Source organism: Neobacillus sp. DZ-9, assembly GCF_059587065.1.
Genome location: NZ_JCAIOL010000021.1, coordinates 3,230 through 17,782 on the forward strand (window position 1 = coordinate 3,230; position 14,553 = coordinate 17,782).

Annotated in this window: 14 protein-coding genes; 11 read left to right on the forward strand and 3 right to left on the reverse strand. The window is 41.7% G+C overall.

Translation table 11 applies throughout. The features are described from left to right. Positions 1–798 precede the first annotated feature (798 nt). On the reverse strand, positions 799–2,715 hold the full coding sequence (locus tag AC59HZ_RS29960) for an ABC-F family ATP-binding cassette domain-containing protein (protein WP_496549365.1): 1,917 nt from the start codon (positions 2,713–2,715) through the stop codon (positions 799–801). Positions 2,716–2,888: 173 nt separating this feature from the next. Between AC59HZ_RS29960 and moaC the strand changes: the two genes are divergently transcribed. From moaC to AC59HZ_RS29990, 6 genes are all read left to right on the forward strand, one after another. Beyond that, positions 2,889–3,380: a cyclic pyranopterin monophosphate synthase MoaC gene (moaC, locus tag AC59HZ_RS29965; protein ID WP_496549366.1), complete on the forward strand. Its 492-nt coding sequence runs from the start codon at positions 2,889–2,891 to the stop codon at positions 3,378–3,380. Positions 3,381–3,410: 30 nt separating this feature from the next. Continuing rightward, positions 3,411–4,070, forward strand: a complete 660-nt coding sequence (locus AC59HZ_RS29970) for a redox-sensing transcriptional repressor Rex (RefSeq protein WP_496549367.1) — start codon at positions 3,411–3,413, stop codon at positions 4,068–4,070. Between the two features lie 117 nt (positions 4,071–4,187). After that, positions 4,188–4,811 carry a YhbD family protein gene (locus AC59HZ_RS29975; RefSeq protein ID WP_496549368.1) on the forward strand — a complete coding sequence of 208 codons (624 nt, stop codon included), beginning with the start codon at positions 4,188–4,190 and terminating at the stop codon, positions 4,809–4,811. A 12-nt stretch (positions 4,812–4,823) separates the two neighbouring features. Then, positions 4,824–5,546 carry a polymer-forming cytoskeletal protein gene (locus AC59HZ_RS29980; protein ID WP_496549369.1) on the forward strand — a complete coding sequence of 241 codons (723 nt, stop codon included), beginning with the start codon at positions 4,824–4,826 and terminating at the stop codon, positions 5,544–5,546. 13 nt (positions 5,547–5,559) lie between these two features. Then, entirely contained in the window at positions 5,560–6,270 is a 711-nt protein-coding gene (locus tag AC59HZ_RS29985) for a cytoplasmic protein (RefSeq protein WP_496549370.1), read from the forward strand. Positions 6,271–6,282: 12 nt separating this feature from the next. Further along, positions 6,283–7,800: an MDR family MFS transporter gene (locus tag AC59HZ_RS29990; protein WP_496549371.1), complete on the forward strand. Its 1,518-nt coding sequence runs from the start codon at positions 6,283–6,285 to the stop codon at positions 7,798–7,800. Positions 7,801–7,853: 53 nt separating this feature from the next. Here AC59HZ_RS29990 and AC59HZ_RS29995 read toward each other — a convergent pair whose 3' ends face one another. Further along, positions 7,854–8,054 (reverse strand): YdiK family protein, encoded by a 201-nt coding sequence (locus tag AC59HZ_RS29995; RefSeq protein WP_496549372.1) that lies wholly within the window; start codon positions 8,052–8,054, stop codon positions 7,854–7,856. Continuing rightward, a complete protein-coding gene (locus tag AC59HZ_RS30000) occupies positions 8,051–8,773 on the reverse strand; it encodes a CPBP family intramembrane glutamic endopeptidase (protein ID WP_496549373.1) in 723 nt (240 codons plus the stop codon). Before AC59HZ_RS30000 ends, AC59HZ_RS29995 begins: the two co-directional genes overlap by 4 nt. Before the next feature lie 402 nt (positions 8,774–9,175). On the opposite strand from AC59HZ_RS30000, the gene groES reads away from it, so the two are divergent. The 5 genes from groES to AC59HZ_RS30025 all read left to right on the forward strand — a co-directional run bounded on the left by groES (position 9,176) and on the right by AC59HZ_RS30025 (position 14,540). Next, positions 9,176–9,460 (forward strand): co-chaperone GroES, encoded by a 285-nt coding sequence (gene groES / locus AC59HZ_RS30005; RefSeq protein ID WP_430072434.1) that lies wholly within the window; start codon positions 9,176–9,178, stop codon positions 9,458–9,460. 57 nt (positions 9,461–9,517) lie between these two features. Beyond that, positions 9,518–11,149, forward strand: a complete 1,632-nt coding sequence (groL, locus tag AC59HZ_RS30010; RefSeq protein ID WP_496549374.1) for a chaperonin GroEL — start codon at positions 9,518–9,520, stop codon at positions 11,147–11,149. Positions 11,150–11,375: 226 nt separating this feature from the next. Continuing rightward, positions 11,376–12,128: a sulfite exporter TauE/SafE family protein gene (locus AC59HZ_RS30015; RefSeq protein WP_496549375.1), complete on the forward strand. Its 753-nt coding sequence runs from the start codon at positions 11,376–11,378 to the stop codon at positions 12,126–12,128. A gap of 106 nt (positions 12,129–12,234) precedes the next feature. Further along, the gene (dcuS, locus tag AC59HZ_RS30020; protein WP_496549376.1) at positions 12,235–13,830 is read left to right on the forward strand and encodes a DcuS/MalK family sensor histidine kinase; all 1,596 of its coding nucleotides are present in this window, start codon (positions 12,235–12,237) and stop codon (positions 13,828–13,830) included. Positions 13,831–13,832: 2 nt separating this feature from the next. Continuing rightward, on the forward strand, positions 13,833–14,540 hold the full coding sequence (locus AC59HZ_RS30025) for a response regulator (protein WP_496549377.1): 708 nt from the start codon (positions 13,833–13,835) through the stop codon (positions 14,538–14,540). Positions 14,541–14,553 lie beyond the last annotated feature (13 nt).

Genomic DNA, 14,553 nt, shown 5'->3' on the forward strand with positions numbered 1-14,553 from the left:
AGCCGGAAGCGTGATGTTTGAAAGAGGAGTAAGAGCTGACCTTTCACTGAATGCGATTCCAGGTCTAGATATCGAACTATACAATAACTAAACCTTCCATTATCGGGAGGTTTTTTTATCCTCTTGGTCTAATATTCACAGTGCTATTCTAAGTCTAAGGGACACTTTGGGGGGATTCGACGGCTGTAAAGTCCCATAGAGCCATTCTAAGGGACACATTGAGCAGATTCAACGACTGTAAAGTCCCATAGAGCCATCCTAAGGGACACATTGAGCAGATTCGACACTGTAATGTCCCATAGAGTCATTCTAAGGGACACTTTGAGGGGACGTGACAGCTGATTTGCCCCTTAGAGCCATTCTATGAGACACTTTGAGAGGATTCGAAGACCGTTTTGTCCCATAGAGCCTTTCTATGGGACGCTTTGAGCGAGTTCCTCGATTGTTTTGTCCCATAGTCATTTTAAGAGCATTATTTCAAAAATACTGGCTGTTTTTCCTCGCTATAAAAAACTAATCAAACGTTTGTTTAGTATTTTTTGTGGATAAGATTTTTTCGAAAATTAAAATTAATAACATAATGTGGATAAGTACGTGTGTTCCTGTTGATAATGTGGATAAAAACGGTGTTTTTTGTGGATAATGTGGAAAACTGAAGTCATTATTTGCAAATATACCATTTGAATTGTGCATAAGGTTGTGGAAAAAGCGTGATTTGAAAATGGGTTGTTGATAAAATAAAAAAAGACCGGACTTATTTCAGCCCGGTTTTTACTTTTACTAACATTCGCTTTATATTTATTCCGCCAGCTCCGCCCATTCTTCCATCAATTGCTCGAGCTCAGTCTTGGCTTTTTCACTTTTTATGTTAATTTCCAAAACCTTTTCGTGATTCTGAAAAATATCCGGCTTACATAACAGCTCTTCACAATCCTGAATTTCCTCTTCAAGCTCAGCAATCCTTAATTCAATCTCTTCTAATTTCCGTTTACGTTGCCGCTCTAGTTTTTTGCTTTCTTTGTCCTGTTGATAACTATTTTTTTCTGAAGTATCAATCTGAACCTTTTTAACAGAATCGGCAAGGGCTAATGCAGCCAGTTCTTCCTGTTCCAGCTTTTTTTCTAAATAATAATCATAATCCCCAAGATATTCACAGCTGCCCTCACGGCTTAACTCCAACACCTTTGTTGCGATGCGATTAATGAAATAGCGGTCGTGCGATACAAACAAAATCGTGCCAGGGTAATCGATTAAGGCATTCTCAAGAATTTCTTTACTATCTAAGTCAAGATGGTTTGTTGGCTCGTCCAAGATTAAAACATTCGCTTTCTCGAGCATCAGTTTCGCGAGGGCAAGCCGCGCCTTCTCACCCCCGCTTAATGTCGAGACCGTTTTCAGTACGTCATCACCGGAAAATAAGAAATTGCCTAGCACCGTCCGAATTTCTTTTTCATTTTTCGACGGGTAATCATCCCATAATTCATTAAGGACACGTTTGTTTGATTTTAACTCCGCCTGCTCCTGGTCATAGTAGCCAATTGAGAGGTTTGTCCCGTAGTGAATCGTCCCGTCCAATGCTGGCAGCTTTTTAATGATCGTTTTTAAGAGCGTTGATTTGCCGATTCCATTTGGACCAACAAGAGCTATACTTTCACCTTTAAAGGCCCGAAAAGAAATCCGCTCAGAAATCACATCACTGTCGTATCCAACGGCAAGCGAATCTACCATAAGAACATCATTACCACTCTGCCGCTCAATTTCAAATGAGAACGAAGCAGACTTTTCATCCCCTAATGGACGATCCATGACCTCCATTTTCTCAAGCTTTTTCCGCCGGCTTTGCGCTCGTTTGGTTGTTGAGGCACGGGCTAAATTACGCTGAATAAAGTCTTGGAGGTTCGCAATTTCTTGCTGCTGCTTTTCAAAAAGTTTCATGTCACGCTCATAATTAGCCGCTTTCTGATCTAGATATGAGCTGTAATTGCCCGTAAACCGCTGAATCTGCTTCCGGGAAACCTCATACACCTGCGTGACGACTTTATCTAAAAAATAGCGGTCGTGGGAGACAATTAATATTGCACCATTATAACCCTGGAGATATTGCTCCAGCCATGAGAGAGTATCGATATCCAAGTGGTTGGTCGGCTCGTCCAAGATTAAAATGTCAGGTTTGGTTAATAGCAGTTTCCCTAAAGCAAGCCGGGTTTTTTGACCGCCGCTTAAACTGGCAATCATCACATTAGAATCATGAAAATTTAATCCATGAAGCACAGAGCGAATATCCGCCTCGAATTGGTAGCCGCCCTGCTCTTTAAATTTCACTTGAAGCCCGTCATACTCTTTTAAAATTCTTTCGTACCGGCTTGAGTCTTCGAAAATTGTAGGATCAGCCATTTGTTCTTCAAGCGTGCGAAGCGATCTCTCCATCTGACGAAGTTCCTCAAAAACAGTCAGCATTTCTTCCCAGATAGACAAATTGGATTCTAATCCCGTATTCTGTGCCAAATATCCGATGGTCACATCTTTCGGTTTAATAATTTCCCCGCCATCATGTGACAGATGACCGGCAATGATTTTCAGTAACGTCGATTTGCCCGCACCATTGCGGCCAACAAGAGCAACGCGGTCTCTTGATTGTAATTCCAGCTTTATATTCGATAAAATTAGGTCAGCACCATAATATTTTTGTAGTTGATTAACCTGTAATAAAATCATAAAATTCACCTCTATACTACTCAATAGTTTACCGTATTCCCAATGGTCCGGCAATAAAGCATGTCAGTTCGCTAGATGAGAATACCTAATGGACAAAAAAATGTACCGATAGTTCAAAGTTTCACAGACATAAAAAGAAAAATAGTGTATGATTTAATCGGAGGATTGTTTATATGGCAGAATTCACTCATTTTAATGAAGAAGGCAGAGCAAAGATGGTTGACGTCAGTGATAAACCAGAAACGGCGCGCACAGCTCTGGCTCATTCAAGCATTACAGTCAGCAGAGAAATTTTTGAAAAAATAACGAATCATGAAATGAAAAAAGGCGATGTCTTAGCTGTAGCGCAGGTTGCCGCCGTGATGGCCGCGAAAAAGACATGGGATCTCATTCCAATGTGCCATCCTATTCCATTAACGGGAGTGAATATCTCTTTCTCTTGGGAACAGGCCGGAGATAACTATCAATTATATATAGCTGCTTCTGTTAAAACAAAAGGAAATACAGGTGTAGAAATGGAAGCGTTAACAGCAGCGTCTGCCTGTGCATTAACTGTTTATGATATGTGTAAAGCTGTTGATAAAGGCATGGTCATCGGACCGACCTATTTAGTAGAGAAAACGGGCGGTAAAAATGGAGATTATAAGAGAACAGAACTAGTTTAACAAAACTATTTATATGGGGTGTGGGAGATTATGAGTAACGAAACGATGAAAATACCACAGGCGACAGCTAAACGGCTGCCCCTTTATTATCGATTTTTAAAAAACCTGCATTCTTCCGGCAAGCAAAGAGTTTCATCAGCAGAATTAAGTGAAGCGGTTAAGGTTGATTCGGCGACAATCCGAAGGGATTTTTCCTATTTTGGAGCCTTAGGGAAAAAAGGCTATGGATACAATGTGAATTACTTATTAACCTTCTTCCGCAAAACATTGGACCAGGATGAACTGACAAAGGTTGCCTTAATTGGGGTGGGGAACCTTGGTACAGCCTTTTTAAACTATAATTTTTTGAAAAATAATAATACGAAAATTGAATGTGCTTTTGATGTCGATCCTGGAAAAATGGGAACGACGATTCGCGAGGTACCGGTTTATCATTTGGATGAGCTGGAGAGAGTCATCACCGAACATCAAATATCAGTGGCGATTTTAACCGTACCTGCACAGGTCGCCCAAATGATTACAGACCGGCTTGCAAAGGCAAATGTGAAAGGGATATTAAATTTCACACCGGCAAGATTAAATGTTCCTTCCTCGATTCGTGTTCATCACATTGATTTAGCTGTCGAGCTGCAATCTCTGGTTTACTTTTTAAAGCATTATCCAAATCCATCAGATGAGATCGAGGAATAAAATGTTAAGGGCTTTTCGCAAGATTTTGCGGAAGGCCCTTTTTTTAGGACAAATTATTTGAATCTTTACAACGTAACAGTGTTATGTTACATTAATATACAGAAAGGGGTTTTAATCATGAGCGAGGAGTTAATTTCGAAAAAGGAATTATTAGAGCTGGCGGGAATATCCTATGGACAGCTGTATAGATGGAAGCGAAAAGACCTCATACCGGAGGAATGGTTTGTAAGGAAATCCACGTTTACCGGCCAGGAAACCTTCTTTCCAAAGGAAAAAATCCTAGAAAGAATCAATAAAATTCAAACGATGAAGGAAGATTTATCGTTAGATGAACTAGCAGACATGTTTTCTCCTAGCCTAAGCGATTTGCAGTTAGATAAGGATGAATTAATAAAACGTAACATTGTTTCAAATGCAGTAATGAATTTTTACCTAGAAAATGAGCAAGGCAGCCCAAATTTTAACTTTTCCAGAATGCTTGAAGTTTATGTTTTAGAGAAGCTGTTGCAGTCAGGGGAGATCAATTTGGATGAAGGGAAAATGCTGCTTCAGGTGCTAAAGGACAATGTCGCGCTGATTAAGCAAAAAAGCTGTGAACTCCTGATTACCCGCAAACTAGGTGTGTCATCGTGTCTCTTACTGAGTAATGCGGAAGAGATCCGTTTTGAGAGGGGAACGAAGATTGTCGTGCAGGTTTCCTTAATGACCTGTTTAGAAGAAATTAAGTCGAAATTATTATAAAGGAGAATCCTTATGGAATTGAAAAATAGAGGAGATTTGGCCATTAATGGCTTAGGTTCTTCAAACGGCGGACAATTTAACCTAGTTACATTGAATGGTAGAGGGACGATCAACAATGATGTGGAATGTCATGAATTTGAATGTAATGGCTTAGGGACGGTCAATGGAAATGTTACAGCAGATATGGCCAAAGTGAACGGGAATGCCAAGTTTAAAGGAACATTCGAGAGTCAAAAGTTGACCGTTGACGGGACTGCGAAATTTGAGCAGAACCTGAATGTGAAAAATTTAAGGGTTTCTGGGAAAGCTTCGGTGGGCGGGAGCGTAAAATGTGAGGAGATTAAACTTCGAGGCATGCTTTCAGTTGGGGGGGACTGCGAGGCTGAGTATTTTAAAGGAGAATACCGCTTCACGATAGGCGGGCTCCTAAACGCAGATCAAGTTGATATAAAGATTTATGGGGAATGCAAAGCAAAAGAGATAGGCGGGCAAACAATAACAGTAAGGCAGCATAAAGGGTCGTTCATTGGCGCTTTATTAAAGCCAATTTTCAAAGTGCAACTAGAAACGGAGTTAATTGAAGGGGACAAAATTGACCTGGAAAATACGATTGCCAAAGTGGTGCGGGGCAATCAGGTCAGAATAGGACCGAACTGTCAGATTGGTGTGGTTGAGTACACAGACGAATTTTCACAGGATAAAAATGCTGTCGTGAATGATATCAGAAAGGCATAAGGGGGGAAGGGAAATGAAAAAAGACGCAAACTTGATTATCAATGGTTCAGGAAGTTACCCTGGCGGCCGTTACGATAAAATCAGCATTAGAGGCGAAGGGACGATTGTAAATGATGTGGAATGTTCCTCTTTTAATGTATATGGAACGAGTGAAGCGGTCGAAAATGTTAAAACTGGTTCAGTAAAAATTTTGGGGGAGGCAGAGGTTAAAGGAAATATCGAAGCAGAAGAAACGCTAATCATGGGAACGATGGCAGTCGGCAGCCGGGCGCAATTGAAAAAAATAAAAATCTATGGGCTGCTCGAAGTGGGCGAGAGACTTTTCGGCGATCAAGCAACGATTAAAGGAAGCATCGTAGTTAATGGTGATGTGGAATATGAAACTTTCGATTCGAGCGGCGGTTTTGAAATCAAGGGATTATTAACTGCGGATACGATTAAGGTAGGGCTGCGCTTCGGTGAAAGCACTGCGGAGGAAATTGGCGGGGGAAAAATAACCGTCAAAAAGAAAAAGAACTCTCTTCTTCCCTTCGGAAAAGAGGTTGGGACGCTTAAAGTGAAAGTAATTGAAGGAGATGACATTTTTCTCGAAAATACAACGGCAGATATTGTTAGGGGCAATCAGGTGAAAATTGGCCAGGGCTGCCAAATAGGCTTGGTAGAATATCGAGAGAGTCTAAGCCAGGATTCACATGCAACGATAAAAACAAAGACAAAGATATAAAGGAGAAATCGGATGGTAGCAAAAGAGAGTAAATTAGGTTTGGTTGTCGCGGGACTATTATTAGGGATATTGATGGCCTCGATGGATAACACGATTGTCGTCACGGCGATGGGAACGATAGTCGGTGATCTTGGCGGGCTGGAAAGCTTCGTCTGGGTAGTTTCCGCCTATATGGTCGCGGAAATGGCCGGGATGCCGATTTTTGGAAAATTATCGGATATGTATGGTCGAAAAAGGTTCTTTATTTTTGGATTGATATTGTTTATGGCCGGCTCAGCCCTTTGCGGAACAGCTGAAACGATCACACAATTAAGTATTTACCGCGCGATTCAAGGGGTAGGCGGCGGTGCGCTCGTCCCTATTGCCTTTACGATTATGTTCGATTTATTTCCACCCGAAAAACGCGGGAAAATGGGCGGTTTGTTCGGGGCAGTTTTTGGGCTTTCAAGTATCTTTGGGCCGCTGTTAGGGGCGTATATTACCGACCATATCAGCTGGCATTGGATTTTCTATATTAATCTCCCACTTGGTATTTTATCATTGATTTTTATCGTTATTTCTTACAAGGAATCGCCGATTCACCAGAAGCAGTCGATTGACTGGTGGGGAGCTGTGACGTTAATTGGCGCGGTAGTTTGTTTAATGTTTGCCCTTGAATTAGGGGGACAAAAGTATGATTGGGGTTCTTCGACGATCATTAGCTTATTCACATGCTTCGGGGTTCTATTTTTGATCTTTTTGTTTGTCGAAACAAAAGTGAAGGATCCGATTATTTCGTTTGCGATGTTTAAAAACCAGCTGTTCGCTGGTAGTACACTAGTTGGCTTGTTTTACGGGGCCGCCTTTATGGCGGGAACCGTTTATATCCCTATTTTTGTGCAAGGGGTATACGGCGGAAGCGCGACAAATTCAGGGCTTATTTTATTGCCGATGATGCTTGGTTCCGTTGTGACGGCGCAGGTTGGCGGCTTTTTAACGACGAAAATGAGCTATCGGAACATTATGTTTATTTCAGGTGTCATCTTGATAGGCGGGTTTATCCTGCTAAGCACCATTACGCCGGAAACAAGCAGGGCTATCTTGACCCTTTATATGATTGTCATTGGTTTAGGAGTAGGATTCTCTTTTTCCGTTTTAAGCATGGCTGCGATTCATCCATTCGGGATGGATCAAAGGGGCTCCGCTACCTCAACCAGCAACTTTATCCGCTCCCTAGGGATGACCATTGGGATTACGATTTTTGGAACGATTCAAAGGAGCGACTTTAAAGAGGGATTAGAAAAGGCGTTTTCTGGAATGGGGCCGATGCCTAAGGGCGGCGCATTTGGCGATTCCCGAGCATTATTATCGGAAGAGGCAAGAAAGAACATTCCGCCGCAGATTCTTGATAAAATCACCGATGCCCTTTCCAGCTCCATTGTTCATACTTTTACATGGGCACTCGTTCCGGCAGGCATCGCCTTCCTCTTCATCTTTATCTTAGGCAAAGAACGAATGGTGTTCGATAAACAACAAGGGATTTCCAAATAAAAAAGGTGTCAGGCACCATTGTGAATTTATCACATGGTGCCTGACACCTTTCATCATTTATCCACTTTGTTTTTATATTTGAAGTGGAGGGTGATCATTTTTAGACCGGAGCCGAAGTCAAAGGTGGCTAAGATAACGAGCAGGTAGCTGAAAAACCCCCAGCCACTTGTTTGCACCTCATCAACGGCGAAGTAAGTAAATAAACCGCCGAGTAAAAAGTAAATCATTCCGGAAAACAAGGGTGAGCGTCTCATAGAAAGCCTCCGATAAAGTTTTGAACCGCCTCAGCCTCCCGCATCAGTCTTTCGATATCCTCCCGGTAAACAGACTGAACGAGGACAACTAAGGTATTCATCGTGACATGTGCAAAGATCGGCACGATGATGCGTTTTGTTTTGACATAAAGAAAAGCAAAGGTAAATCCCATAGCAGCATAAAGTAAGATATGCTGAAACTCCATATGGGCTGCTGCAAAAATAACCGAGCTGATAATTGCTGAGATAAAGAAATTAAATCGCTTATGAAGGGCACCAAAAATGATTTTTCGAAATACAATTTCTTCTAGAATTGGACCCACAATGCTTGTTACAAAAATCGCCAATGGGAAGGTTTCGATAATGTTGACGATTTCCTTCGTATTCTCAGAACCTGCTTCAATGCCAATCAGGTGCTCAATAATAGCCGCCGCGTACTGGGCAAATAAAGCTAAGAAAAAACCGGCCACTGCCCACATCGCCGAGTACGAGAAGGAACTTCCCTTCCGTTCGAAGCTTTGTCCTTTCATTTCGTTCCGTAACATAAAAAGGGTAATGATGAGAGCAATCGTAAAACTAACCAATAGCCATACGGGCACTGCTAACTCCAGCTTGCCCCCAAAATGCCTAAAACCGAACATGAATAACGGAACGCCAATTAAACTGGAAAACTGCATAACGATATAAACAATTAAAATTATCCAATATTCCCTTTTCAAATAAGTAATCTCCTTCAAGTCTATTTTTTTATATGGCTCTGTTAACTTGGTTGTTGATTCGCGCCTTCCGCTCCAATCAACAGTGTTAAAACATCTGCAGTGGCCTTTAACACAGCAATTAATATAAAAAAGAAATAATTCATATGGATTCCATTCTACATTTTACCTTTAAAAAGAGCCTCGTTCAATTTTGAACAATTTACCCAAGATTTTTGTATAGAAATTGCTGTATTTCACATACTGATTAAGGTTGAAAAAAAGATTTACCCTGCTATAAAAATTTTATGCTTCAGACTTGCAAAAGATTTTCAGATTCTTTATTATAATAATTGTGTTAGCACTCATTCGTAGAGAGTGCTAATAATGTCAGAATTACATATATTTTTGAGGAGGTTGTTTGATTTGTTAAGACCATTAGGTGATCGCATTGTCATTGAGCTTGTTGAATCAGAAGAAAAAACTGCAAGCGGTATCGTATTACCGGATTCAGCGAAGGAAAAGCCTCAGGAAGGAAAAGTTGTTGCCGTAGGTACAGGCCGTGTGCTTGAAAATGGCGAACGCGTCGCCCTTGAAGTTTCTGTTGGCGACCGCATTATCTTCTCAAAATACGCTGGTACTGAAGTAAAATTCGAAGGCGTTGAATATTTAATTTTACGTGAAAACGATATCCTTGCTGTTTTAGCGTAGTAAGGTTGATTTTAAAAAAATAAACATCTCAAATAATAAGAGGAGGTTTTTTGAACGATGGCTAAAGAAATTATGTTTAGTGAAGACGCGCGCCGCGCGATGCTTCGCGGTGTAGATACTCTAGCAAACGCAGTAAAAGTTACTCTTGGACCTAAAGGACGCAACGTGGTTCTTGAGAAAAAATTTGGTTCACCGCTTATCACAAATGACGGTGTAACGATCGCAAAAGAAATCGAATTAGAAGATGCATTCGAAAACATGGGTGCAAAGCTTGTTGCTGAAGTAGCAAGCAAAACAAACGATGTTGCCGGTGACGGTACAACAACTGCAACTGTTCTGGCTCAAGCGATGATCCGCGAAGGACTAAAGAACGTAACTGCTGGTGCAAACCCAATGGGTATCCGCAAAGGGATCGAAAAAGCAGTGACTACAGCTGTTGAAGAATTAAAAGCTATCTCAAAACCAATCGAAGGCAAATCTTCTATCGCACAAGTAGCGGCTATTTCTTCTGCTGACGAAGAAGTAGGCCAATTAATCGCTGAAGCAATGGAGCGCGTTGGCAACGACGGCGTTATCACAATCGAAGAGTCAAAAGGCTTCACAACTGAACTAGACGTTGTTGAAGGTATGCAATTCGACCGTGGTTACGTTTCAGCTTACATGGTAACAAACACAGAAAAAATGGAAGCTGTTTTAGAAAACCCATATATCTTAATCACTGACAAGAAGATTTCCAGCATTCAAGAAATCCTTCCTGTTCTTGAGCAAGTAGTTCAACAGGGCAAGCCTTTATTACTTGTTGCTGAAGATATCGAAGGTGAAGCATTGTCTACATTAGTAGTAAACAAGCTTCGCGGTACATTCAATGCAGTTGCTGTTAAAGCTCCTGGCTTCGGTGACCGTCGTAAAGCAATGCTTGAAGATATCGCTGCCTTAACTGGCGGAGAAGTTATCACTGAAGAGCTTGGCCGTGAATTAAAAACTGCTACAATCCAATCTTTAGGACGCGCTTCTAAAGTGGTTGTAACAAAAGAAAACACAACAATCGTTGAAGGTGCTGGAGATTCTGCAGCGATCGAAGCTCGTGTAAACCAAATCCGTGTTCAATTAGAAGAAACTACTTCTGAATTTGACCGTGAAAAATTACAAGAGCGTCTAGCTAAACTAGCTGGCGGTGTAGCAGTAATCAAAGTTGGTGCTGCAACTGAAACTGAATTAAAAGAGCGCAAGCTTCGCATCGAAGACGCTTTGAACTCTACTCGTGCTGCAGTTGAAGAAGGTATCGTATCCGGTGGTGGTGTTGCCCTTCTAAACGTATACAGCAAAGTAGCTGGAATCCAAGCTGAAGGCGACATAGCAACAGGTATCAACATCGTATTACGTGCGATGGAAGAGCCAGTTCGCACAATCGCTCACAACGCTGGTCTTGAAGGCTCTGTTATCGTTGACCGCTTAAAGCGCGAAGCAGTAGGCACAGGCTTCAACGCTGCTAACGGCGAATGGGTAAACATGATCGAAGCTGGTATCGTGGACCCAACTAAAGTAACTCGTTCTGCGCTTCAAAACGCTGCATCTGTTGCGGCTATGTTCTTAACAACTGAAGCAGTTGTTGCTGACAAGCCAGAACCTGCTGGTGCTGCTGGAATGCCTGATATGGGCGCAATGGGCGGTATGGGCGGCATGATGTAATAACAACCGCTAGCCTTTTAAGGCTTTAGAATTATTCTATACCATTGACTGGTAAAAACCACTTCCTAACAATAGGAAGTGGTTTTTTGTGTTGCTAAATATAGAATTCTGCTTCCGCCAAAGACTTTTTTTAATTACAAAAAACGTCCTGCCGGATTGAAATACTATAATTATACTGTTGGAGAAATATTACCGGTGAAGTGAAAGTTTGTTTGGGGGGATGTTCTTGGTTATCACACTTACAATGTTCCTAATAGGAATTTTACTAGGTTTTATTGGGGCCGGAGGATCCGGCTTTATTATTGCTCTTTTAACCGTTGTTTTTGGAGTACCCATCCAAACAGCGTTAGGTACGTCTCTGGCTGCAATGGTGTTCACGACTTTGTCCGGAGCTTACAGTCATTACCGGCAGGGAAATATGGATGTGAAAGCAGGAATAACTGCAGGTGCCTTTGGGGCAATTATGTCATTTGTTGGTTCTAAAATTGCTGTATGGATTCCGGTTCATTCACTCCACTTTCTTACGGCGGGAATGCTGTTCCTATCCGCTGTTATGCTGATGATCCGCCTTTTTATTGTAAATAGGCTTAAAGAGACAAATAAAAGGAAAACGAGATCACCTCGCAGCTTTTTACTGAGGGCAGCGTCTGTCGGGAGCGTGACTGGTATTTTATCCGGTACGTTTGGGATTGGATCGGCTCCATTCATCCAGCTTGGGTTGATGGTTGTGTTGGGCCTTTCTGTACAAAAATCAGTCGGTACAACGATGTTGGTTATTCTCCCTATCGCTTTCGCTGGCGGGGCAGGCTATTATTTTGAAGGCTATTTCAACGTTTTGCTTCTAATCCAGGTACTGGCTGGAACGATGATTGGTTCCTATATTGGTGCCAAATTTACCAACAACGTTCCACTGCCAATTTTAAAGAGTGCTATGGTTCTTACCCCAATTATGGCGGGGGCCATTTTGCTAATTCGATGATTGACGAAAAAGGCTGCTTAAAGCTCTTTTATAAGCTAAGCGGTCTTTGTCATTTTATAAATAAGTCTTATACATACTATAATTATGATCATACCTGGAGGAGATTATGAAGAAGGGCAAACTTAGTCTACAAGCCGTTATTATTATATTTGTATGCATTGTCGTCGCTTTATCACTTGGAATAACTGATCTTATCATAAGCAAAAGAATTACCTCCAGTGTGGAACAAACAGAGAAAGAAAAAGCTCTGAATGTGGCAAGGATGGTTGTCCTTAGTCCGCAGGTGATTGGCGCTCTCGAAGGGAAAGCGAACAAAAAAAATGTACAAGTTTTTAGTAATCAAATAAGGAAAAAAACCAATGTTAACTTCGTTGTTGTGATGGATATGAACGGTATTCGTCTATCCCACCCGGACCCCGAAAAGGTTGGAAAGCACTTCACAGGAGGAGATGAAGGGCCAGTTCTTAAAGGAAAGGAGTACGTGTCCATTTCAAAGGGGACTCTCGGTCGATCCATGCGGGCATTTACTCCAATAAAAAATTCACAAGGAAAACAAGTCGGTGCAGTTGCTGTAGGGATTTCCTTAGAAAGTGTAATAAAGGCGGTACATAAAGGCCGTATGGGTATGGTGATCGGTACCGTCATTGGCATCTTAATTGGTGTAGTTGGTGCAGTGGGTCTAGCGAGATACCTCAAAAAAATTCTTTTAGGACTCGAGCCGTTCGCGATTGCCAGACTCCTTGAAGAGCGCAGTTCTATGCTTCAGTCTGTTCGCGAGGGAATCATAGCCATTGACCAGGAAGGAAACATCACCCTTGTAAACAGAGCTGCCAGTAAGCTTTTAAAAAAAGCCGGACTTGAAGGGAATCCCATAGGAATGAACGTTGAAGAGTATTTGCCAGAGACTAGGTTAGCTCGCATTGTAGAATCGGGTGAATCGGAGATGGATCAAGAACAGAATCTACATGGGGTGACCATCTTAGTAAACAGGGTACCAGTGATTGTGGGAAATCAGCCGGTGGGAGCAATCGCTACTTTCCGTGATAAAACCGAGGTTCAAATTTTGGCCGAACAGCTTACAGGTGTGCGCAATTATGCGGATGCTCTCCGTGCTCAGGCGCATGAATTCATGAATAAACTTCATGTCATTCTTGGGCTGGTTCGTACTGAACAATACGATACACTCGCTAACTATGTAAGTGAAACAGTTAACCACCGTGAAACGGAAGTGGGTTTTGTAACAAAAAAAGTCCAAGATCCGGTTCTTGCCGGATTTCTGATTGGCAAGCTAAGCTTTGCAAGAGAATCTGGAGCCCTACTGTCATTGGATTGCGCAGATAAACTTCCCAAGCCTGCAAATTCGGAAATTACACATGAGTTAATAACGATCATTGGAAACCTAGTCGATAACGCAATGGAGGCCATTGCGGACAGTCCAATCAAAAAAGTCGAGCTTAAACTTGATTACGCAGAGGATATTTTGACAGTCGAGGTTAAAGACACAGGAATGGGAATGACGAAATCACTTCAAAACAAAATACTGGATAAAGGCTTTTCCACGAAAGGAGACAACCGAGGATTAGGATTATATCTTTTGGCGCAGGCAATTGAAAGACTGGAGGGGGACCTGATTATTTCGTCCAAGCCTGGAAAGGGAACGAATTTTGCCGTATATATACCTTATAATGCAGAGGATGAATAGAAATGATTCATGTAATGATTGTTGAAGATGACCCGATGGTAGCGGAAATCAATAAGCAGTACCTTTCTAAAATTGACGGGTTCCGTTTAGCTGCAACAGTCAATTCTGTCGCTGAAGCCATCCAATGTTTAGGGAAAAATGATATTCAGCTAATTCTTTTGGATATTTTTATGCCGGGAAAGCAGGGGCTGGAACTGTTATCGTATCTTCGAAAAAATGATCTTGAAATTGATGTCATCATTATTTCAGCAGCCTCAGATTTTGAACGAATTAAGAGGGCATTAAGGTATGGTGTTGTCGACTATTTGATTAAGCCTTTCGAGTTTGAACGGTTTAATGCTGCACTTACTTCCTACCTTGAGCAAACTCGGCTCATTGAAAAACAGGACTCAGTTAGTCAGCAGGAGCTCGATCACTTACTTTTGCACAGAGAAGAGGCCGTCATCGCAGAGGAACTTCCAAAGGGATTAACGAAGGATACCTTAAAGCAGATATGGGATGCGGTTCAAGAGTTGAAGCAGGGACCATTTTCCACTGATGAAGTAGCTAATGTGGTAGGCATCTCGAGGGTTTCAGCAAGAAAGTACCTTAACTTTCTAAAAGACTTAGGAATACTTGAAGTCAAGGTTATCTATGGAACCATCGGAAGGCCTGTGTATCAGCATGAATATAACCAATTTAAAGAGCACTTAATAAAAAACTATTTGTAAGCAGTTATTGAAA